Origin of the sequence: Maribacter thermophilus, assembly GCF_001020565.1 — a bacterium.
Lineage (GTDB): Bacteria > Bacteroidota > Bacteroidia > Flavobacteriales > Flavobacteriaceae > Maribacter > Maribacter thermophilus.
This window is the reverse complement of sequence record NZ_LDAS01000001.1, coordinates 702,822-725,309: the sequence shown is the minus strand read 5'-3', so window position 1 is coordinate 725,309 and position 22,488 is coordinate 702,822. Positions and strand designations below refer to the sequence as shown.

26 protein-coding genes are annotated in these 22,488 nt (G+C 38.6%); 10 read left to right on the top strand and 16 right to left on the bottom strand.

Annotated elements, in window-relative coordinates; all coding sequences use genetic code 11:
- Positions 1–27: 27 nt before the first annotated feature.
- The 8 genes from AB657_RS03110 to AB657_RS03075 all read right to left on the bottom strand — a co-directional run bounded on the left by AB657_RS03110 (position 28) and on the right by AB657_RS03075 (position 7,428).
- Complete coding sequence (locus AB657_RS03110) at positions 28–834, bottom strand: enoyl-ACP reductase FabI (RefSeq protein ID WP_047245159.1); 807 nt, start codon at positions 832–834, stop codon at positions 28–30.
- Positions 835–911: 77 nt separating this feature from the next.
- Positions 912–2,564 (bottom strand): DNA repair protein RecN, encoded by a 1,653-nt coding sequence (gene recN / locus AB657_RS03105; RefSeq protein ID WP_047245158.1) that lies wholly within the window; start codon positions 2,562–2,564, stop codon positions 912–914.
- A gap of 54 nt (positions 2,565–2,618) precedes the next feature.
- Positions 2,619–3,506 carry a type IX secretion system protein PorD gene (gene porD / locus AB657_RS03100; RefSeq protein ID WP_047247768.1) on the bottom strand — a complete coding sequence of 296 codons (888 nt, stop codon included), beginning with the start codon at positions 3,504–3,506 and terminating at the stop codon, positions 2,619–2,621.
- Positions 3,499–4,704 carry a bifunctional phosphopantothenoylcysteine decarboxylase/phosphopantothenate--cysteine ligase CoaBC gene (coaBC, locus tag AB657_RS03095; RefSeq protein WP_047245157.1) on the bottom strand — a complete coding sequence of 402 codons (1,206 nt, stop codon included), beginning with the start codon at positions 4,702–4,704 and terminating at the stop codon, positions 3,499–3,501. The genes porD and coaBC overlap by 8 nt, the downstream gene beginning before the upstream one ends.
- Before the next feature lie 5 nt (positions 4,705–4,709).
- Positions 4,710–5,036, bottom strand: coding sequence for a DNA-directed RNA polymerase subunit omega (locus tag AB657_RS03090; protein ID WP_047247767.1), 327 nt, complete (start codon positions 5,034–5,036; stop codon positions 4,710–4,712).
- An 18-nt stretch (positions 5,037–5,054) separates the two neighbouring features.
- Positions 5,055–5,876 (bottom strand): outer membrane protein assembly factor BamD, encoded by an 822-nt coding sequence (locus AB657_RS03085; RefSeq protein ID WP_232304836.1) that lies wholly within the window; start codon positions 5,874–5,876, stop codon positions 5,055–5,057.
- Between the two features lie 124 nt (positions 5,877–6,000).
- A complete protein-coding gene (gene dapA / locus AB657_RS03080; RefSeq protein ID WP_047245155.1) occupies positions 6,001–6,891 on the bottom strand; it encodes a 4-hydroxy-tetrahydrodipicolinate synthase in 891 nt (296 codons plus the stop codon).
- 3 nt (positions 6,892–6,894) lie between these two features.
- Positions 6,895–7,428, bottom strand: a complete 534-nt coding sequence (locus AB657_RS03075) for a DUF6913 domain-containing protein (RefSeq protein WP_047245154.1) — start codon at positions 7,426–7,428, stop codon at positions 6,895–6,897.
- A 45-nt stretch (positions 7,429–7,473) separates the two neighbouring features.
- Here AB657_RS03075 and AB657_RS03070 point away from each other — a divergent pair, with 45 nt between their 5' ends.
- The 3 genes from AB657_RS03070 to AB657_RS03060 are packed head-to-tail and all read left to right on the top strand — an operon-like array spanning position 7,474 to position 9,627.
- Entirely contained in the window at positions 7,474–8,259 is a 786-nt protein-coding gene (locus tag AB657_RS03070) for a 5'-nucleotidase C-terminal domain-containing protein (protein WP_047245153.1), read from the top strand.
- A gap of 2 nt (positions 8,260–8,261) precedes the next feature.
- Positions 8,262–9,170 (top strand): metallophosphatase, encoded by a 909-nt coding sequence (locus AB657_RS03065; RefSeq protein ID WP_047245152.1) that lies wholly within the window; start codon positions 8,262–8,264, stop codon positions 9,168–9,170.
- 4 nt (positions 9,171–9,174) lie between these two features.
- Positions 9,175–9,627 (top strand): GNAT family N-acetyltransferase, encoded by a 453-nt coding sequence (locus tag AB657_RS03060; protein ID WP_047245151.1) that lies wholly within the window; start codon positions 9,175–9,177, stop codon positions 9,625–9,627.
- Positions 9,628–9,679: 52 nt separating this feature from the next.
- On the opposite strand, the gene AB657_RS03055 is transcribed toward AB657_RS03060, so the two are convergent.
- From AB657_RS03055 to AB657_RS03030, 6 genes are read right to left on the bottom strand one after another with little or no spacing between them, the layout of a single operon-like run.
- Entirely contained in the window at positions 9,680–9,982 is a 303-nt protein-coding gene (locus tag AB657_RS03055) for a hypothetical protein (RefSeq protein ID WP_047245150.1), read from the bottom strand.
- Entirely contained in the window at positions 9,979–11,217 is a 1,239-nt protein-coding gene (locus tag AB657_RS03050) for a cation:proton antiporter (protein ID WP_047245149.1), read from the bottom strand. Before AB657_RS03050 ends, AB657_RS03055 begins: the two co-directional genes overlap by 4 nt.
- Positions 11,218–11,226: 9 nt before the next feature.
- On the bottom strand, positions 11,227–13,221 hold the full coding sequence (gene ligA, locus AB657_RS03045; protein WP_052958608.1) for an NAD-dependent DNA ligase LigA: 1,995 nt from the start codon (positions 13,219–13,221) through the stop codon (positions 11,227–11,229).
- Complete coding sequence (locus AB657_RS17930; RefSeq protein ID WP_047245148.1) at positions 13,222–13,803, bottom strand: LOG family protein; 582 nt, start codon at positions 13,801–13,803, stop codon at positions 13,222–13,224.
- On the bottom strand, positions 13,803–14,651 hold the full coding sequence (prmC, locus tag AB657_RS17925; protein WP_047245147.1) for a peptide chain release factor N(5)-glutamine methyltransferase: 849 nt from the start codon (positions 14,649–14,651) through the stop codon (positions 13,803–13,805). Before prmC ends, AB657_RS17930 begins: the two co-directional genes overlap by 1 nt.
- Before the next feature lie 2 nt (positions 14,652–14,653).
- Positions 14,654–15,139, bottom strand: a complete 486-nt coding sequence (locus AB657_RS03030) for a GNAT family N-acetyltransferase (RefSeq protein WP_047245146.1) — start codon at positions 15,137–15,139, stop codon at positions 14,654–14,656.
- 103 nt (positions 15,140–15,242) lie between these two features.
- Here AB657_RS03030 and ribD point away from each other — a divergent pair, with 103 nt between their 5' ends.
- From ribD to AB657_RS03010, 4 genes are read left to right on the top strand one after another with little or no spacing between them, the layout of a single operon-like run.
- On the top strand, positions 15,243–16,340 hold the full coding sequence (gene ribD, locus AB657_RS03025; protein WP_232304835.1) for a bifunctional diaminohydroxyphosphoribosylaminopyrimidine deaminase/5-amino-6-(5-phosphoribosylamino)uracil reductase RibD: 1,098 nt from the start codon (positions 15,243–15,245) through the stop codon (positions 16,338–16,340).
- Positions 16,318–16,920 carry an HAD family hydrolase gene (locus AB657_RS03020; RefSeq protein ID WP_047245144.1) on the top strand — a complete coding sequence of 201 codons (603 nt, stop codon included), beginning with the start codon at positions 16,318–16,320 and terminating at the stop codon, positions 16,918–16,920. The genes ribD and AB657_RS03020 overlap by 23 nt, the downstream gene beginning before the upstream one ends.
- Entirely contained in the window at positions 16,920–17,810 is an 891-nt protein-coding gene (locus AB657_RS03015) for a GRP family sugar transporter (RefSeq protein ID WP_047245143.1), read from the top strand. Before AB657_RS03020 ends, AB657_RS03015 begins: the two co-directional genes overlap by 1 nt.
- Position 17,811: 1 nt before the next feature.
- Entirely contained in the window at positions 17,812–18,420 is a 609-nt protein-coding gene (locus AB657_RS03010) for an IMPACT family protein (protein WP_047245142.1), read from the top strand.
- 22 nt (positions 18,421–18,442) lie between these two features.
- Here the strand turns inward: AB657_RS03010 and AB657_RS03005 are convergent, their stop codons facing one another.
- A complete protein-coding gene (locus AB657_RS03005) occupies positions 18,443–18,838 on the bottom strand; it encodes an acyl-CoA thioesterase (RefSeq protein WP_084696365.1) in 396 nt (131 codons plus the stop codon).
- Between the two features lie 205 nt (positions 18,839–19,043).
- Between AB657_RS03005 and dnaA the strand changes: the two genes are divergently transcribed.
- The 3 genes from dnaA to AB657_RS02990 are packed head-to-tail and all read left to right on the top strand — an operon-like array spanning position 19,044 to position 21,656.
- Complete coding sequence (dnaA, locus tag AB657_RS03000) at positions 19,044–20,468, top strand: chromosomal replication initiator protein DnaA (RefSeq protein ID WP_047245141.1); 1,425 nt, start codon at positions 19,044–19,046, stop codon at positions 20,466–20,468.
- Positions 20,469–20,474: 6 nt separating this feature from the next.
- Complete coding sequence (locus AB657_RS02995; RefSeq protein WP_047247764.1) at positions 20,475–20,927, top strand: low molecular weight protein-tyrosine-phosphatase; 453 nt, start codon at positions 20,475–20,477, stop codon at positions 20,925–20,927.
- Positions 20,928–20,933: 6 nt separating this feature from the next.
- Positions 20,934–21,656, top strand: a complete 723-nt coding sequence (locus AB657_RS02990; protein ID WP_047245140.1) for an SAM-dependent methyltransferase — start codon at positions 20,934–20,936, stop codon at positions 21,654–21,656.
- 55 nt (positions 21,657–21,711) lie between these two features.
- On the opposite strand, the gene AB657_RS02985 is transcribed toward AB657_RS02990, so the two are convergent.
- A complete protein-coding gene (locus AB657_RS02985; RefSeq protein ID WP_047245139.1) occupies positions 21,712–22,341 on the bottom strand; it encodes a hypothetical protein in 630 nt (209 codons plus the stop codon).
- Positions 22,342–22,488 lie beyond the last annotated feature (147 nt).

Genomic DNA, 22,488 nt, shown 5'->3' with positions numbered 1-22,488 from the left:
GACCTTACTGGCAGAAACCGATAACCTTTAAAATTTATCGATAACCTCTTGGCTAACTCCGGTATTTGAAAAACCACCATCGTGAAACAAATTCTGCATGGTCACTTTTCTTGTTAAGTCAGAGAACAAGGTAATTGTATAATCTGCACAATCTTGTGCTGTTGCATTGCCCAAAGGAGACATTTTTTCCGCATAATTGATAAAACCGTCAAAACCTTTGATTCCTTGACCCGCCGTAGTAGCAGTAGGTGACTGGGAGATAGTGTTTACGCGTACTTTCTTTTCCTTTCCGAAGAAATACCCAAAACTACGGGCTACAGACTCTAAATACGCCTTATTGTCCGCCATATCGTTATAGTCGGGAAAAGTACGCTGTGCAGCCATGTAGGTCAACGCTACGATACTGCCCCATTCGTTCATTGCATCAGCTTTATATAAAGACTGCATTACCTTATGAAAGGAAAGAGCGGAAACATCCCAACCCTTTGCCGTAAAATCATAATTTTCATCTGTATAGGATCTTCCTTTTCTAACATTTACAGACATACCTATGGAGTGCAGCACAAAATCAAGTTTACCTCCTAAGATTTCCATTGATTTTGTAACCAAATTGGCCAAATCTTCCTCATTGGTCGCATCTGCCGGAATAATTTCAGAACCGGTCTTTTTTGCCAATTCTTTAATTTGACCCATTCTCATTGCTATCGGTGCATTGGTCAAAACAAATGTACCTCCTTCTTCATGTACGCTCTGTGCGGTTTTCCATGCTATTGAATTTTCATCCAATGCCCCAAATATGATTCCTCTTTTTCCTTTTAATAGATTATAAGCCATGTTTGTTGGTTCTATATTTAATTATAAAAATCAAAGATATTTAAAATATACCAATCCGATTTTAATGTCTGGTATTTTTAATTGAGTAACTGTCGGGCATGGGCCATCGCCGAATCTGAAATTTCCTTACCTCCCAACATTTGCGCCAGCTCCACCACTCTTTCGTCTTTCGACAATTTTTTCATGTTGGTCTCTGTTCCTTCGTGGCCATCTGTCTTATAGACTTTAAAATGATAATCACCCTTAGAGGCCACTTGCGGCAAATGGGTAATAGAGAACACTTGCATCTCTTTGCTCATCTCTTTCATAATATCAGCCATACGATTGGAAACTTCACCAGATACACCAGTATCAATTTCATCGAACATGATCGTAGGAAGCTTCTCGTACTTTGCCAAAATAGATTTTATGACCAACATTATTCTGGACAACTCTCCTCCGGACGCCACTTTTTTCAATTCTCCATAATCGCTGCCCTTATTGGCAGTGAACAAAAACGACAGGTTATCTTTTCCGTTCACCTTAAAACTCTCGGCATCGGAGAGACTTATTCTGAACGAGGCGCTTGGCATACCCAAAAGGGAAAGGTCTGACTCTAATTTTTCTTTTAAACTTGGAATCACGGCATTACGTTTATCTCTTAACACCATTGCCTGCTTCTCTAGCAATGACTCCAACTCTTCTACCTTTTTGCCCGTATGCGCTATCTTTTCGTCCAAATTTGCAGTCTCAAAAGCTTTTTGGGAAAGGTCTTCCTTGATCTTGATCAGTTCTGAAATATCAGAAACACCATGCTTCTTCTGAAGATTGTACAGTAATTGCAGCTTACCACTTATTTCTTCCAATAAAACCGGATTCGACTCTATACCGTCCTTGTAGTTCTGCAATTCTGTATTTATATCGTCCAGCTCTATAAAGACCGATTGTATTCTTTGGTTCAACTCTACATATTGATTTCCAAAATTCGCCAACCTTGAAAAAGTGGATTTTAGCTCCCCTACAAGAGACAACACCCCAATTTGCTCATCGTTCAACAATTGGTCTCCCTTGGATAACTCTTCCATGATCGACTCTACATTGTTAAGCTGTGCATATTGCTCTTCCAAATCCTCGAGAACCCCTTCTTTTAAAGGTGCGGCTTCTAGCTCTTGCAACAAGAAATCATTGTAATCCTTTTCTTTTAAGGCATCGCCCTGAAAATCGATTAACTGCTGAAGTTCCTTTTTTGTTTCGTTATAGTCCGCTAGTGTTTTTCTGAAAGAAGCCAAACGCTGTTTATTGTCCGCCAAGGCATCTATCAACTTCAACTGGAAGTCGTTTTCTGTCAACATCAATGTTTGATGCTGTGAGTGTATATCTATAAGCCTACTCCCCAATTTTGAAAGCACATCCAGTGTCACGGGCGTATCATTAATAAAAGCACGTGACTTACCGCTTGGCAAAATTTCTCTTCGTATAACCGTACTTGCCTCATAATCCAAATCATATTTTTCAAAAAATGGCTTTAAGCCATAGTTGTTGATTTGAAAATAAGCTTCTATGATACATTTTTTGTCTTTGTTGCGCAACGAAGATAAATCGGCACGTTTACCCAGCACCAATGAAAGACCTCCGAGAAAAATGGACTTGCCCGCTCCCGTTTCTCCGGTAATTATAGTAAAACCACCATCTAAGCTTACTTCTAAGCTATCGATCAAGGCGTAATTTTCAATAGATAGATTGGATAACAAATCTCAGAAATTTAGAAAAACAAAGGTAGTCTATATTCTGGATCGAAAAAAGAATCAGTACGTAATGTCGTTCCAAGTACTGGAATATAGCGGGGCTATTTTGTTCAGTGTATTTTTAAGCTTTACTATGTCTACCTTCGGGCCATCGGAAAATATATTTCGAATTTCCTCTGACTTGGCATCAAAAAAAGTCTGAATCAAAAAAGCGTTGGGCCTTCTATTTATCATGGTCTCAAAAAGCTTCATGGTACCGGCAATTATTTGTTTTCCGGTACTATTGTTGTCCGCCATAATATCCAACCCCTTTCGGTGGTAATTATACATTGCAATACGGTACTCCTTATAAGTATTGGACAACAAGTTGTCTACCAGCTCAAAACGGCTTCGGTCAGAAGATTGGCTCCACCCGGTATAATTGCTTCCTTGCGCCTGTGTTACTATATTCTGGGCCTTTCTATAAAAATCGGTACCCCCTTCCAAAGAAAAAGTGTCCGCATCCAAACCTAATATAATGTATACATAATAAGAAATAACACCTACCAAATTAGATTCAAATACATTTTCATTGTAGACCAATGGCTGAAATTCTATATACTGAAAATCGAACTGGTTATCTTTGTAATTAAAGACAGAACTTTCATAAGAAGTATTGTATACAGGTCTTGAAGATTGAATTTGAATGTTTCCCTTGAACCTATCCGATTCGTATTCGGTAATTGTAATAAACATTTGGGCATTTACACGCTCGTTCTCCTTATATACACGATTTGTCCATTTACTTTTGTTGACAAAATCATTCAAAGAACGCTCCAAGGTCTTAAAAACCTGTTGATTTGTCTGAGATACCTGTTCAGAGTTTATAGTGATCGTACAATTTAATTCTTGGGCACGGCCCTGTACAAATACACTAATTAGGAGACAAACAAATAATAACTTACGCATAGCGTCTTTTAATGATTTCATTAAGAATATCCTTGGCAACGTCTGCCTTGGTTTTTAAATCAAACGTTTGTATTGTCAAATTGGTATCTATAAAGCTAATTTTATTGGTTTTACCCCCAAAACCGGCCCCTTTGTCATTTAGAGAATTTAAAACAATGGCATCTAGATTTTTACGCTCCAATTTTGCTTTTGCGTTTTCTAGCTCATTTTCGGTTTCCAAAGCGAAACCTACCAAGTATTGATCTTTCTTTATTTGCCCTAATGAAAACAATATATCCTTATTCTTGACCAAAGCTATATTTAATTCGGCATCGGATTTCTTTATTTTTTGCTCGGCTTGCTCTTTTGGTTTGTAATCGGCCACCGCAGCGGCACAAATAACGATATCCGCATCAGAATAATGCTGATGGGCACTATCGTACATTTCATCTGCGGAAACCACACGCACCAAGGTTACCAAATCGTTATTTATAGTACAATGGGTAGGCCCTGACACCAAAATCACCTGTGCTCCTAATTTGGCTGCTGCATTGGCAAGCTCAAACCCCATTAAACCAGAGGAGTGATTACCTATAAAACGAACAGGATCTATTGCTTCATACGTAGGCCCGGCCGTAATCAATACCTTCTTGTTTCTTAAGGGAAGCCCTTTCAGCAAAAATGCATTAATAAAAGATAGTATTGCTTCCGGTTCTGCCATACGCCCCTCCCCATGCAAACCACTGGCTAATTCTCCAGAAGTTGCCGGAATCATTACATTACCATAAGATTCTAGCTTTTTAAAAGAAGCCTTTGTAGTTGGGTGCCGATACATATCCAAGTCCATGGCAGGCGCAAAGAAAACCGGACATTTGGCGGAAAGGTAGCATGCCAACAATAAATTGTCGCAATTACCCGATGCCATTTTAGATAAGGTATTGGCCGTAGCAGGTGCTATAATCATTAGATCGGCCCACAGCCCCAACTTTACATGATTGTTCCAATCGGTTATATGATCCTCATTCTTTACAAAATCTGAAACTACCGGATTTTTTGATAATGTGGCCAGAGTAAGTGGAGAAACAAAAGAACTGGCGCTATCTGTAAGAACAATCTTAACAGTAGCGCCAGCTTTGATCAGTAACCGTACAAGAAAAGTTGTCTTATAAGCGGCGATCCCTCCGGTAATGCCTAAAAGGATGTTTTTGCCACTCAACATACTACTTATGCGTCTTTCTCGGTATTTCTGTGATATATTTTATCCATTAACCACTCTTCAACGGCCAAGGCGTGTGGTTTTGGTAGTTTCTCATAAAATTTTGAAACCTCTATTTGCTCCTTGTTTTCAAAAACCTCTTCCAAACTGTCACTATAAGTAGCAAATTCCTCCAATTTCTCCAAAAGCTCCTTTTTGATCTCAGAATTGATCTGAACGGCACGTTTGGCAGTAATAGATATTGCCTCATAGATATTACCTGTTGGCTTGTCAAATTCGTTTCGGTTGATGGTAACCGTAGAAACAGGTGCCTTTGAGTTTTTTAAATCGTTCATGTTCATATTTGAAACTGTTTATTTTGATTCTCTATTTTTGAATTTTTCCAATTCCTTTTCTATACGCTCCAATAAATCGGCGGATTCTTTATCAAACTTAGTCTCCGGATAGTTCTTTTTTAAAGCTTCGTATGCGTCTTTTGCCTTATTCAACCTTTCTTCCTGTAATTGCTCGTAACTGTTTAACGCCAAATGGGTCAAGGCATCCAACTTAACAAAATAAGCTTCCTCCCTATATACGGAACCTGGAAAATCGGAAATAAAATTATCACTGGCTTCCACAGCCGATTTTAATACTTCGTAATTAAACTCGCCTAACTTATTGTATTGCTTGGCGATTTCAAACGCCTTTTTTTCTTTTTTTGTAGTAAGCTCATGCGCCATGGTATTGGCTTCTTTGTAATACTCCGAATCCGGATAGGCATTTATGAAGTTCTGCAATTTCAACAAAGCCTTGTCCGTATCTGTCTGATCCAAAGAATACTTTGGCGACAACATATAATAACTCTTAGCACCTAAAAAGGAAGCTTGTATAAGTTTATCGCTCTTGGGGTATGACTTGATGAAACGCTCAAACTGATAGCCTGCCATGTTATAGTCCCCACGTTCAAAATATGAATTGGCCAAAAAGAACATCACCCTTTCACCCTGTGGCTTACCTATATATTTGGGAGCTATTTGTTCAAACAGCCTATTGGCCCTTTTGTAGTCGCCTTCTTCATAGAATTTTTGAGCCATTTCATACTTAGCTTTAATATCATCTTTTTTAAGTACTTGCTGGTACTCGCTACAAGATTGAAAAGCGACTACCAATAGGCCTAAAACAAAAATTCTTCTCATTTTAAAAAACATTTTGCAAAATTAGTGATTATCAATGGATTTAAAAAAACATTTTTAATCCATCAAAAATAGCATCAACCAACTACAAAACCGATGTTTTAGGTAAGATTTAACGCAATTTTATTTATGCAGGTATTTTGGAGAGCGATGTAATAAATTCAGCTATTTGATTTTTTAAACCTGAACTAGCCTCTATCAACGGCAATCTTACCTTTGCTTTTGACAGGCCTAAAATTTCGAATATAGCCTTTATTCCCGCAGGGTTTCCTTCTTTAAAAATAAGGTTCATCCCCTCTTGCAACATATAGTGGTAATGATACGCTTCTTTAGTTCTACCTTCTAGGCCAAGCTTCACCATCTGACTAAATTCAAAAGGCAACCCTTGCCCTATAACAGAAATTACTCCATCTGCACCTGCCAGAATTGTAGGTAGTGCGGTAATATCGTCACCTGAGATCACAAGAAAACCTTCTGGCCTGTTCTGTATGAGCTCCATTACTTGCACAATATTTCCACAGGCTTCCTTAATAGCTATAATGTTATCAAAATCATTTGCAAGCCTTACCGTGGTCTCGGGCAACATATTACTACCCGTTCTCCCCGGAACATTATACAATATTATAGGTTTTGGAGAAGCTATTGAAATTGCCTTGAAATGCTGGTATATTCCTTCTTGAGTGGGTCTGTTATAATAGGGTGAAACCGAAAGTATTGCGTCAAACGCAGATAAGTCCAGTGTTTTTAAATCTTCTACCACGCCTACCGTATTATTGCCTCCGACACCAACTACCAACGGCAGAGCCCCTGCATTGGCCCTCACCACGGTATCAAGAACCAATTGCTTTTCTTCGCTGGTCAAAGTCACCGATTCGGCAGTTGTACCCAATGCCACAAGATAATCAACACCACCCTCCTTATTATAAGTAACAATGTCTACAAGAGCATTCACATCTACACTACCGTCGGCCTTAAAAGGAGTGATTAACGCAACTCCCGTACCCCTCAACTGTTCCATAATCTATATTTCTTTAAAAACACCTAAATACTTTTTTAATTCCGCCTTAAATATTTTAAAGTCCTCTATCGGTGTATCCAACATTAAATCATTAAAATCTGGCCCTACCTCACTAAAACCAACTTTGATCCTAGCCTTCGTCTTAACGGACATTAAATTTAAAAGCAAGTTGTTCTCATTGTAATAATTGACCAACAAATCATATTCTCGGCTTAAGAATTCCAGCGCATAGCTATTTTCTATTTCACCGTTCCACCCTAGATCCTTATCGGAGAAAACAGGTGTAGAATACGGAGAGTTCTTGTCATAATAACTCTTATACCCAATTATCTTAACAGCATTGGGGCGTAGAGAAAAATCTTCCAAGAACTGAAAGAACAAGTCCGATTTCTCAAATTTGTCCAAATCAACAATACAACCTAAAGAACTTATTCCTTTTTCCCTGGTACTAACATAACTAGGCTTTTCAAGGGCCTGCTTTATGTATTTGCGACCAGATTTCTGTTTAAACTTGTCCTTAATTCCTTTTAAAAACATGTATTTTTACATTTGTACAAATGTAAATAATATCCGTTCAACTCTATGGCGAAGTTAAAACACTTTAGTTGTTTAAAAATAAAACATTTTGTTATAATTATAACAATTTTTTCGATTGCATCTTGCAAACAATCCGCACAAACCCTTACAGATATATCCGCAAAACAGATTACCGTTGACAGTACCTACCAGTCGGTCAAAGAATTAACGGATTTTATTAAGCCCTATCGCGACCATGTAGACTCCGTATTGGATAGCGCTTTAGCCTACTCGCCCCAAAAGATTAGCAAAACAGATGGTGAATACAACACTTCGGCAGGCAACCTTATGGCAGATATAGTTTTGCAGCAAGCCTCTCCTATATTTAAAATGCGTACTGGAAATGACATAGATTTTGTTTTACTCAACCACGGGGGTATACGATCTATTATTTCTGAAGGAAATGTGAGCGCACGTACGGCCTACGAGGTAATGCCTTTCGAAAACACCATTGCCGTAGCTGCACTAACGGGCGCCTCGATATTGGATATGGTATCATACCTTATTAAATCTAAAAGACCACATCCAGTGGCGGGCATACAAATAATACTAAATGCCGACAATACCCTGAATACCTTAAAAATTCAAGGCAAGCCATTTGACAAGAACAGAACCTACTATGTAGCTACTTCCAATTACCTAATTTCCGGTGGCGACAATATGGGCTTTTTTAAAGACGCTCAAGAAATCACCGAAATCGATTACAAAATAAGAAATGCCATGATCGATTATTTTACAAAAGTAGACACCATTACCGCTAAAGTGGATGATAGATACTTCAAATTAGACTAAGTATGAAAAGAAGAACCTTTATAAAAAACACTATAGCTACCAGTGCCTTTATTGGAGCTAGCTCCCTTACCTTAAATTCTTGCGGAACCGAAAAAAAGAAACATATAACCATTCTGCACACAAACGATGTTCACAGCCATATAGACCCATTTCCCAACGATCATGCCGATTTTCCGGGTTTGGGCGGTGTAGCACGCCGCGCGGGATTAATAAACAGTATACGGAGGGAAAACCCCAACACCCTTTTACTGGATGCCGGCGATATTTTTCAAGGAACCCCTTATTTTAATTTTTACGGTGGTGAATTGGAATTTAAACTTATGAGTATGCTCAAGTACGATGCGGCCACTATTGGAAACCATGATTTTGACAACGGCATAGAGGGTCTTTTGGCACAACTGCCCCATGCCGGATTCGATTTTATTTCCGCAAATTACGATTTCTCGAATACGGTACTTGACGGCCACACCCAACCGTACAGGACATTCATAAAGGACGGCATTAAAATTGGTGTTTACGGACTTGGAATAGAACTAGCAGGATTGGTCACAAAAAAATTATATAAAGAAACCGTATTCTTAGACCCGTACGAAATAGCAGTAGATACAGAGCGTCAATTAAAGGAAAACGAAAACTGCGACCTTGTTATTTGCCTGTCCCACATAGGTTATGAATACAAGGACAAAAACCGCCCACAAGATATAGAATTGGCGAAACGCACAAAATATACAAACCTTATTATTGGCGGACATACCCACACTTTTTTAGATAAGCCCGTAGTGATCAAAAATGCCGTAGATGATGATATATTAGTAAACCAAGTGGGCTGTTTTGGCATTAACTTAGGTCGGGTAGATTTCTATTTTGGTTCTAAAGACAACAAAGTAGAGGGCGCATCTATAAAAGTATAACACTATGGACGGTATTCTACGAACAAACACCAGCAATAGCCATTTTAAAGGACTGGTTGCCCTATTAGATGCCGACCTCGCCAAAAGGGACGGGAAAGACAATGCTTTTTACGCCCAATTTAACGGAATAGACCAACTAAAGCACTGTATTGTTTATTTTAAAGACAAGAAAGCGGTTGGCTGTGGAGCCATAAAACCATTCAACAATCAAAGCATGGAAATAAAACGCATGTACGTGGTACCTAGCATGAGAGGAAACGGAATAGCATCTATTTTACTCGCCGAACTGGAAAAATGGACCAAAGAACTAGGTTACGAATGCTGTGTGCTAGAAACCGGACTGCGCCAACCCGAAGCTATAGCCCTCTATACTAAAAACAATTATAAGATAACAGCAAATTACCCTCCTTACATAGGTGTAGACAATAGTGTGTGCTTTAAAAAATACCTTTTATAACCACCACCCCTTCTTCACTTCACCCAAAGGCCTTAATAAAGACGTTTCGTTTTCAGGAAATCCCCAAAACAGATTCCACCAACTCTCTTAGTTCGGCATCTAAAGAAATTTCAGGATAGGTTTTATTCGCCTGTCTATACCAATAACCAGCATTAAACCTATCACCTTCTTTTCTATGTAGATATGCATGGATCCAACTACCTAGACGACTATACATATCTTGAGCGATATTATGAGAAGCTTCCCAATCCCCTTTAGCATCGAACCAAAGAGCCTTTAAACCTTTTGGCCAAGTTACCGGCGGACTTTCTAAATTAAGCGTCGCTTCAAATTCAGTATAATCAATAGGCATCATGTTGTTACTCTTTTTACCAATTTACCCACCGTAAGCCCTTGTACAATAATAGAAAATACGACTACAATGTATGTGATCACCAAAAACAAATCTCTGTGCATTGCCTCGGTCAACCCCAAAGCCAGGGCTATGGAAATACCCCCTCGTAATCCGCCCCATGTCATAACCAAATTGGTTCCAGGAACAAAGTCAAGTTTTTCCTGAAAAAACTTTATAGGTAACAATAAACTTAAATATCTACAAAGCAAGACAATGGGAATGGCCACCAAACCAGCCACGACATAACTGGTTTCAAAACTAATCACCAACATCTCCATACCAATAAGCACAAACAACAAAGTATTCAATAAAATATCCAACAACTCCCAAAATTTGTCCACATAAGTTTCAGTAGTCTCGGACATTGCCGAATTACGTACGGTATCATTACCCACGACCAAGCCTGCCGTAACCATCGCCAATGGTGCGGAAACATGAAGTTTTTGAGCTACCACGGTACCCATCATAACTGCTGCCAGGGTAATGATTACCTCAATATCATAATCGTCTATGGAGCGCATTAACCTATAGGTAATCCAACCGGCAAACAGACCTAATGCAATTCCACCTATGACCTCTACCCCGAACAATTCTAGAATGGCCATTGGCTCAAACTCAGAGCTACCCGATGACGCCAATTGAAATATCGTTAAGAACACCACTACGCCTACACCATCGTTAAAAAGGGACTCCCCCACTATTTTTGTCTCCAATTTTTTAGGTGCTCCCGCCTGCTTTAAAATACCGAGTACGGCAATAGGGTCGGTCGGAGAAATCAAGGCACCAAACAACAAACAATAAACAAACTGCACGTTCATTTGAAACAACTGAAGCATATAATAAACAAACGTTCCTACCAAAAAGGTAGACACCAACACCCCCAAGGTAGAAAAAACCAAAATGGGCCAGCGTTGTACTTTTAATTGTTCAAAATTGGTATGCAAAGCACCCGCAAAAAGTAAAAAACTCAGCATAATATCCAACAACACCGTTCTAAAATCGATATGTGTAATGATATACTTTTCGGCATTTAACAACGTATCGTCAACAAAGCTAACAGCAAACACCGCCAATGTAAATACAATGGTAATCAACATAAGCCCTATTGTATTGGGCAGTTTAAGAAAACGTACATTAATGTAACCAAAAGCGGCAGATATAGATACCAAAACCGCGCTAATTATAAAATAATCCATATCCTGATATTAAATCATTTGTAAAAAATCCTGTTCCGATATGATGGGAATATTCAACTTCTCTGCCTTGGTTCGCTTGCTTGGCCCCATTTTATCCCCTGCTACCAAATAGCTGGTCTTAGAAGAAATAGAAGACCCTACCTTGCCGCCATTGTCCTCTATAAGCTTTTTAAGCTCATCCCTACTTACTGACTCAAACACCCCTGAAACCACAAAAGTAAGACCTTTTAGAACTTCGGTCTGGTTTTCCAACTTATCGGCAGACAGCTCAAATTGAAGGCCGTGCGCCTTTAACCTTGCCACAGCTTCTTGGTTTTTCTCATTTTTAAAGAAAGACACCACGCTTTCCGCAATGCGCTCACCAATCTCGTCTACCATTACAAGTTCTTCTACCGTTGCCGCCATAAGAGCATCTATACTTTTGTACGCCTTGGCCAATTTTTTAGCCACTGTCTCCCCTACATAACGAATCCCCAATGCAAATAGAACACGCTCAAAAGGCACATTTACCGAATCTAGAACCCCTTTTATCAAATTATCCGCAGATTTCTCTGCCATACGCTCCAAAGGCAATATTTGTTCTTTGGTAAGATCATACAGATCCGCATAATCCCGTATCAACCCCTCTTTAAACAACAATTCTACGGTCTCTGCCCCCAAACCTTCGATATCCATAGCTTTTCTAGATATAAAATGCTGGATACGACCTGTTATTTGAGGAGGACAACCATACTCATTTGGACAATAATGTTTAGCATCACCTTCTTTACGCTCCAAAGCCGTGCCACATTCCGGACAATGGGTAATATACTTAGTTGGCACTGAATTCAAAGTCCTTTTAGACAGGTCCACACCTACAATCTTGGGTATTATTTCCCCTCCTTTCTCTACAAAAACTGTATCTCCTTCTCGCACATCTAATTTTTCTATTTGGTCGGCATTATGCAACGACGCCCTTTTTACGGTAGTACCAGCCAAAAGAACCGGCTCTAAATTAGCCACTGGCGTAATAGCCCCTGTTCTCCCTACTTGGTATGAAATATAGTCTAATACAGTAAACACCTGCTCCGCCTTAAACTTATAGGCCATGGCCCATCGTGGAGATTTTGCCGTATAACCTAATTCTTCTTGATGTTGCAAGCTGTTCACCTTTACCACTACCCCATCCGTTTCATATGGTAAGTTGTGCCTATGTTCGTCCCAATAACTGATAAACTCCATAACCTCTTCGGTATTCTTACATAATTTGGCGACTGTAGGTACTTTAAAACCCCATTCACGCGCTTTTTGCAACATCTGAAACTGGGTAGAAATATTAAGGTCCTTTCCGACGACACTATAGAGCAAACACTCTAAAGGCCGCTGTGCAACGGCTGCACTATCTTGTAATTTTAGACTGCCCGAAGCCGTGTTTCTTGGGTTCATATAGGGATCCTCGCCATTTTCTATACGCTCCTCGTTCATTTTAAGAAAGCCTTCAAAAGGCAAAACTATCTCTCCTCGAATATCAAACTTTTCAGGATAATCTCCCTTTAACTGTAGCGGAACCGATTTTATTGTTTTAATATTTACGGTAACATCATCTCCCTGAATACCGTCACCCCGGGTAACCGCTCTTACAAGCCTACCTTTTTCATATGTAATACTGATAGATGCACCATCATACTTTAACTCACAAGTAAATTGAACAGGAACATCACCTAGGTTACGCTGAATCCTCTTTTCCCAATCCTCTAAGTCTTCTTTTGAATAACTATTGTCCAAAGAGTACATTCTATGTTCATGAACGACCGTTTCAAAATTCCTGGTCACCATACCGCCGACACGAAGTGTTGGCGAGCTTTCATCATAGAACTCCGGATGTTCCGCCTCCAACGCTTGCAACTCCTTCAACTTCATATCGAACTCAAAGTCCGAAATTGTCGGATTATCAAGCACATAATAATTATAGTTATGCTCTCTCAACTCTTGTCTGAGCTCCGTAATTTTTTTAGAAATATCCATTTACAACTGTTCTTTATTTATCCATTTCGGAACCGATTGCGGTGCGTAATTTTCCATTTTCCCCAACAATCCATAAACATTGTCATCCACCAAAATGGACCTATAATCCGTTTCTTTAACAAACCCCTTATCAACCATTTTCCACAACATCTGCAATAACTCGTCATAAAAACCATCCACATTTAAGACACCTATCGGATATTGATGTAGCCCCAACTGAGACCATGTCAACATTTCAAAAAACTCTTCTAAAGTGCCAAAGCCCCCAGGAAGCATAATTATTGCATCCGACAACTCGTGCATTTTTAATTTACGTTCATGCATGTTTTGGGTAACTATAAGATCTGAAAGGTTTTCATGAACCACCTCTTTTATTTTTAAAAATTCGGGAATCACCCCAACCACACGACCATTATTTTCCAAAACTCCTTGCGCCACTTTACCCATGACACCTATTTTTGCACCCCCGTACACCAAAGTCATATTCTTTGCCGCCAAGGTTTTACCTAAAACATAAGCCTGCTCTGCAAAAATACTTGAACCACCTTCGCTACTACCACAAAAAACAACGATACTCTCCATTATTTTACCACTTTGACCATACGATCGTTACCAAACATATCTTTTCGCAATTCCACTTTTCTAAAATTGCCCATATTAAATAAATCTACGGTTTCCTTACCAAGGTATTGATTGATCTCAAGGTATAAAATACCGTCTGTTTTTAAATGTTTTACTGAAAATTCTGCAATGGCCCTGTAAAATACCAACGGGTCTTCATTAGACACATACAATGCCAAATCAGGTTCGTGACCAATTACATTTTTTTTCATTTCATTTTTCTCCAACTCTCTAACATATGGAGGATTAGATATAATTATATCAAATTTCTCTTTAATATCTAAAGCCAAGATGTCAGACCTTAAAAACCGAACGTCCACATTATTCTTAAGCGCATTTTCCTTTGCAATTATTAAGGCCTCTTCCGAGATGTCCACAGCTACAACCTCTGTCTTTTTCAAGTTCTTGGCCAGCGACACCGAAATACAACCACTGCCCGTACCCAGATCCAAAACCTTCAACGGCACCCTACCGGTTTTTTTCACATCGTTCAACACCCACATAACCAGCTCTTCGGTCTCTGGGCGCGGGATCAACACACCGGGAGCCACCTTAAAATCCATATCCATAAAATGGGCATAGCCAATAATATACTGTACAGGCTCATAGCTCTTTAGCTGCGACAATGCCCTAAACAGTGGCACCTCTTCCTCTTTATCCACAACCAAATTCGGCTCTAAAGCCAATACAAAACGTTGAAGACCTAAAAAATGCTCGATCAGCAAATAAAAAAAACTGGCAACCTCCTGCTTCCCATAAAGGCCATCCAGTTCTTTGTGAAAAATATCCCTAATCTCCTTTAACTGCATCGTTATAGCTCTTTTATCATCCAAACCGGACAAGAGTAGTGCCCTGTATCGCCTAACGGGGCATCTAAATATTCAAATCCATTTTTTACATACAGCCTCTGTGCCATTTTCATATACGGCATGGTCTCAAGATAGCATTTTTCAAATCCATAATCCTTCGCTTTTTCCATGCAAATTTTAATCATCTTACTACCTATACCCCTACCCCTTGCCTCTTCTAAAAAGTACATCTTTTGCAGCTCACAAACATTGCCCTCGTAATTATCCAATGGTGCCACCCCGGCACAGCCTATAATTTTTTGACCATCTTCGACCACAAAATAACTAGCCCTTGGCCTTTGGTAATTTTCAAACATACTATCCAAAGCCTTATCGGCATAGGCCGTACCCACTTTAGGAACACCGAGGTCTTCCAAAACTTTGCGAACTACTCTTGCCACAGCCACATTGTCTTCTTTTTTTATTTCTCTTATAACTGGTGATTCCATAGTTTACCCTAGCTAGTTTTAAAGTACTATTTTTGACGGGTGAAGATACAGGAAATGCATAAAATGCTAAAGGGGATACAGTAATAAAAATAAAACCTACCTAATGCAAAGGGCAACAGTACAAAATACAAGTGTAATTGACGAAAAGTATATGCGCAGATGCATACAGATCGCGAAATGTAGCCTAGGAAAAACAGCTCCAAACCCTATGGTAGGTGCTGTAATAGTTTATAATAACACGGTCATAGGAGAAGGGTTCACCAGTGCTTTTGGAGGACCCCATGCCGAAGTCAACGCCATTGAAAGTGTGCACAATAAAAAGCTTTTAAAAAAATCTACACTATACGTTACTTTAGAACCATGCTCACATTACGGTAAAACACCGCCCTGTGCCAACCTTATCGTAGAACATAAAATCCCCAAAGTTGTAATAGGCCTAAAAGATCCTCACACAAAAGTCGCGGGCAAAGGCATAGAAATACTAAAAAACGCAGGATGCGAGGTCATTATTGGGGTTTTACAAGAAGAATGCCGAGAACACCATAAACGATTTTTAACCTTTCACGAAAAAAAACGCCCCTATATTGTTTTAAAATGGGCGGAAACAGCGGATGGCTTCATAGCTCCTTCCAAAGAAATGCGTAGCACAAACAACCCTGAACCTTTCTGGATAACCAACAACATATCCAGACAACTAGTGCATAAATGGCGTAGCGAAGAACAAGGCATACTGATAGGCACAAAAACCGCACTTGAAGATAACCCAAAATTAGACGTTCGCTCTTGGTCCGGAAAAAACCCAATAAGGATAGTTTTGGACAAAAACCTAAAAATACCCTCCAACTACCATATCCACAAAAACAATCAAAACACTATTATATTAACTTCAAGTAAAAAAGAACATAAAATATCACAATACACTGATTATAAGTATATTGATTATTCAAAAAATACTATTATAAATATCTGCAAAACCCTACATGAATCAAACATTCAGAGTATTATTGTAGAAGGAGGCTCCACGACACTACAGAGCTTTATCGATGCAAACTTATGGGACGAAGCAAGAATTTTTACCGGCAACTCAACATTTAAAAACGGAATTAAAGCACCCTCCATAAAAGGAACCGTCCTTCATAAACAACAACTGATAAACGACCAATTAACAACCTTAAGAAATGATCAAGAACATCATATTTGATTTTGGTGACATTTTCATAAACTTGGACAAAAAGGCCGTATTCAAGAAAATGTCACTTTTTGGTTTTACAACACCAACCAAAGAATTGGAAATTCTAGGACAACAATACGAAACAGGATTAGTGTCTACCCAAGAATTCATCAACAGGATAAATCAAATTTACCCCCAGGCCACTCCAAACAAAATAATCGAAGCCTGGAATTCCATTATACTCGATTTTCCAGAATACCGATTGGATTTTATTTCCACTTTAGCGTCTGAAGGCACATACCGATTGTTCTTATTAAGCAACACCAATGAACTTCACATAGAACAGGTAATAAAAAACATGGGGACAGGGCGCTATGAAAAGTTTAAAAACTGCTTCGAAAGGTTCTACCTTTCGCACCTTATCAATATGCGGAAACCCGATGCAGCCATTTATCAATTTGTATTAGAAAAAAATGGACTAAAAGCCAATGAAACCTTTTTTGTGGACGACACCCAAGAAAACACTGACAGCGCTTCGCAATTAGGAATACGTTGTTGGAACCTACAAGTTGGAAAAGAGGACATAATTGCACTAAAAGATAAACTATAATGCAATATTTAGGCTTAAGCATCCTCTCATCCAGTCTAATTTTTGTAGTTTTTAAACTTTACAAAAAATTCCACATACAAACCCTATACGCCATTGTTATTAATTATATAGTTGCCTGTTGCGCAGGACTATACTTTTACAATGAAACGATAAATATCTCCGAAATACCGACAAAACCCTGGTTTTTAAGTACTTTGGCATTAGGAATACTATTTATCATCGTATTTAACCTAATGGCCGCCACTTCTCAAAAAATCGGTGTTTCGGCAGCATCCATAGCTACAAAAATGTCATTGGTGCTACCGGTATTATTTGGGGTGGCCATATATTCGGAACACTTGAGCCACCTTCAAATAGGCGGAATAATCCTAGCATTATCAGCTGTTTATTTAGCCTCTACAAAAGACAAAAACACCATTACCAATAAGCGCGCACTACTACTCCCCTCACTTGTCTTTTTAGGATCGGGCATTATAGACACCTGCATTAAATACACTCAAGAAACCCATATTAAAGAAACGGAATACCCTTTATTTTCCGCTATTGTTTTCGGGTCAGCAGCTTGCACTGGAATCCTATTTATTGCTTTTAAGACTCTAAAAGAACAAATCAAAATCAACATAAAAAACATTCTTGGAGGAATCTGTCTGGGCATTCCTAATTATTTTTCTATTTACTTCTTAATGAAAGCCTTGGATTCAAACATTTTAAACAGTGCTTCAATATTCACATTGAACAATGTTGCCATTGTAATGTTATCCACCTTACTTGGTATTGCCCTATTCAAAGAAAAAATAAGCCCTAAGAATTGGGTCGGGATAGGGCTATCTGTCATTAGTATCATCCTCGTAGCCTTTGGCAATAAATTACAAACCCTTTTACTTTTGTAAAATGAAGAAAGCTTCGGACATATATAAAACTATAGCAAAACCTTCAGAAGAAATCCTTTTTAAGGAAAAGAAAAGTAAGTTTTACGGCTATGCCTTTCCTATAAAGCAAGAGGAAGAGGTTAAAGACATTATCGAAAACCTAAAAGCAAAACACCCCTCCGCGAATCACGTTTGCTACGCATGGCAAATTGGAGTAGAAAGCCCCACCTATAGAGCCAATGACGACGGAGAACCCAACAATACCGCAGGAATGCCCATCTACGGGCAAATACAATCTTATAACCTAACGAATATATTAGTGGCCGTCGCGCGAATCTTCGGCGGAACTAAATTAGGTGTCGGAGGACTGATAAGCGCCTACAGGGAAACTGCCAAACTAACATTGGAAAACTCTACAATAAAGGAAGAGATTCTTCAAAAGCAAATTACACTTCGTTTTAGCTACGAAGAAATGGATATTGTAATGCGATTTATAAAAAAGCACCAACTGGAAATCATATCCCAAGAAATGCACCTTAAATGTGAGCTTGTCATATCGGTACGGCAGACAGCTTTCGAAAAAATAAAAAAATTATTGAAGGCCTATCACAAAATAGAAATATCCACTTAAAAATACCACTTGTATTTTTTTATCACTTTAGTTTTTCCAAAATATAATCCGGACATTTTATGGGCCTTTTTCTTTCAGAATCCATAAACGCCAACACAGTATTGGCCTCTACCAAAACCTCCCCTTTTTCATTTAAAATGGTGTAATCAAATTCTATTCGGACAGACGGTATTTTTTTCAGGGAAGTACGTACGGTAATCAAATCATCGTACTTAGCCGGATTGAAATATTTTATCTGAAGACTTACCACCGGAAGCATCACACCTTTTTCTTCCATATCTTTATAAGAAATCCCCAAAGCCCTTAACCACTCTACTCTTCCCATCTCTAGGTATTGGGCATAATTACCATAATAGACTACGCCCATCTGATCGGTCTCACCGTATCTTACCCGAAAAGAAATTTCATTTATTTCCATATTATTAAAAGTAAAAACTATATATTTAATGCTCCCCCAGCGAGACAATGAACATGAGAAAAAAAAAGGTCAAATTCAATAGAGATTGATTTTTTTTTTAGAATTTTTGTTCACATATTTGTCCGCTTGACAGAATCAACTCAATTACTCTTACCTGGTATTGATTTGATTAATTTATAACCATTAACTAGAGCTTTTTTTTATTATGAGTGTTACTGCTAATTCCGTTTGGAAAAACTGTTTGATATTTATCAAAGATAATATCCAACCGCAGGCATTCAAAACTTGGTTTGAGCCTATTAAACCAATTAAATTATCGGATAATGCGCTAAGCATTCAAGTTCCCAGTAAATTTTTCTACGAATGGCTTGAGGAGCATTACGTAAAACTTTTGAAGGTAGCGCTTACTAAACAATTGGGAGAATCAGCCAAGTTGGTCTACATTATCAGAATGGAAAACACTTATGGCAACAAGGAACCTTTTACCGAAAAAATTCCTAGTTCGAACAGAGGTAACATGGCGCCACAAGAAATGGACGTTCCGATAAAATCAAAGAATCCTGAGTTGAGGAATCCATTTGTGATTCCGGGTATAAGAAACATTAAGATAGAATCGCAGTTAAATCCAAATTACAATTTTGATAATTTTCTGGAAGGCGACTCTAACAGATTGGCCAGATCTGCCGGTATGGCCGTTGCCAACAAACCAGGCGGCACTTCCTTTAATCCTTTATTGGTATTTGGAGGTGTTGGACTAGGGAAAACGCATTTGGCGCATGCTATAGGCGTGGAGATAAAAGACAAGTACCCTGAAAGGACCGTTCTTTACATCTCTGCAGAAAAATTTACTCAACAATATATAGAGTCGGTAAAAAAGAACACAAGAAACGATTTCATCCACTTCTATCAATTGATAGATGTATTGATTATCGATGACGTACAGTTCTTATCCGGAAAATCGGGAACACAAGATGTTTTCTTCCATATATTCAACCATTTGCACCAAAATGGAAAACAGGTAATATTGACTTCCGACAAGGCACCGGTTGATATGCAAGATTTTGAACAGCGCTTGTTGTCCAGGTTTAAGTGGGGACTTTCAGCAGAATTGCAGAGTCCGGATTACGAAACCCGAATTTCTATCCTAAAGAACAAACTCTATAGAGACGGTGTGGAAATGCCGGAAGACATTATCGAGTATGTCGCAAAACATATTAAGACGAACATTCGTGAGCTGGAAGGTGCCATTATCTCATTGATAGCACAGTCCACCCTTAATAAAAGAGAAGTAACCATAGAGTTGGCGCAGCAGGTGGTCGAAAAATTCGTGAAAAACACGAAAAGGGAAGTTTCTATAGATTATATCCAAAAAGTAGTTTCCGATTACTTTGAAATGGATGTTGCAACACTGCAGTCGAAAACAAGAAAAAGACATATCGTACAAGCGAGACAACTAGCAATGTTCTTTGCCAAAAAATTTACCAAAGCATCATTGGCGAGTATTGGTTCACAAATTGGAAAAAGAGACCATGCCACCGTACTACATGCTTGCAAAACGGTAGATAATCTTGCAGAAACCGACAAACAGTTCAGAAAATACATAGAAGATCTTACTAAGAAATTCTCATAAACATTGATAAAGACTAAAGTTTTAATGGTCTGCCTTGGAAATATCTGTAGGTCACCATTGGCCGAAGGCATACTAAAAAGCAAGGTTGACCCTAATAAGGTTTATGTAGATTCTGCGGGTACGGGGGGTTACCATATCGGAAACCCACCGGACCCTAGATCTATCAAAGTTGCCAGCAAATACGGTATAGATATAAGCGATCAAATCTGCAGAAAAATTAGACCCGAGGACTTAGATGATTTTGATATCATTTACGCCATGGACAAAAGCAATTACAATAACATCTTAAGGCTAAGCAATAGTACACACCATGGCAACAAGGTTAAATTGCTTCTTAATGAAATAGACGGTACAGAAAAAGAAGTGCCAGATCCTTACTATGATTCTATTAACGGATTTGAAAACGTATTTGATCTCATCAATGAAGCCTGTTCCGCTATTGCAAAAAAATTAGAATAATCCATTATGGCAAAAGAAACCTTAAAACAGGGAAAACTTTATTTAATACCCACCACATTAGGTGAAATTCCACCTTTAGAAGTACTCCCCATTTCCATTAAGCGTGCCATTGAGGAAATAAACCACTATGTGGTCGAGAACGAGAAGACAGCCCGTCATTTCATAAAAAAGATTTCTCCTAGAAAATCGCAACCAAGTCTGCATTTATTCACTTTGAACAAATTTACGGAAGCTTCAGAGCTCCCTAATTTTTTAATCCCCTGCTCAGAAGGCCATGACATTGGTATTTTATCGGAAGCGGGTTGCCCAGGTATTGCCGATCCCGGTGCGGCCGTGGTTAAAATTGCACACGAAAAAAACATACAGGTAGTTCCTCTAGTAGGTCCATCATCTATTATACTGGCTTTAATGGCCAGCGGTTTAAATGGACAAAATTTTGCTTTTAACGGCTATTTACCTATAGATAGTTCTGATAGAAAGAAAGAGATTAAAAAACTCGAAAGAAAGTCTAGGGAAGAAAACCAATCACAAATTTTCATAGAAACCCCTTACAGAAACAACAAACTCTTAGAAGACCTACAGAAAACCTTAGCCGGTAACACCAGAATATGTGTTGCCTGTGATTTAACCTTACCCACCGAATATATTAAGACTAAAAATGCGGCTAATTGGAAAAACGAAAAAATAGACTTACACAAGAGACCCGCCATTTTTATAATTCATGCATAAAAAAAACCTTGACATAAACTGCCAAGGCTTTCCCATTTTCATATTCAGATAATCTTTAAATCCTAGGATTTTTAATCGGTTCCACCAACGTAATATCATATCCTGAAAACTTCTTGATATACGTTGCAATGGTAGTTCCGTAACCGTCCATTACATCGATTTTGCCATAAGACCTCAAATATTGTTGTACGTTACCTGGACCGGCCAAATGGGCAGCGGCCAAAATACCTGATTCCGTAATCTCGGTACCTTTAATGTATTTACCTACAAATCGTTTGATATCTTTACGCAATATCCACTTATTTCTCGCTATGTTCACCTTGAACACCTTTTCTTGCAAGGCCGGATCCTTTAAAAAATTCTCCATGTTATAAACACCGACCAATTCTAAGGTATTAACGCCGAACTGGTATTTACCCATATACCCAAAGGAATTTACGGCCAAGTAATTTCCTTGAGACTCTTTAAAAGCCAAAGCCTCCTTGAAACCAACAAACCTGCTTCCCAAAAAAGGCGGTTGCACTAAATTGTTTTTGAAAAAGGTCTCATCCTGAGGGAACAAAACCGGCATGGGTTCTTTTATCTTAAGTGATTCTGGTACCGTAACCTTGTAAAGGCTGAAACCATAACTTGATAAAATAAAAATCACGATAAGTGGACAAGTTATTAATATCCATCTTTTCATAAAGCGTTTTTCTTAAGACTTACAGCATAAAAAATGCTTGCTTAAATTTCTCGCTGCAAATTTAAATTACTTTCTACCAGCTTTTTAGAAGTATTTGTTAAAACTATACAGTTTTAGTTAACATGTCTTAAAATTCGGATAATTGAA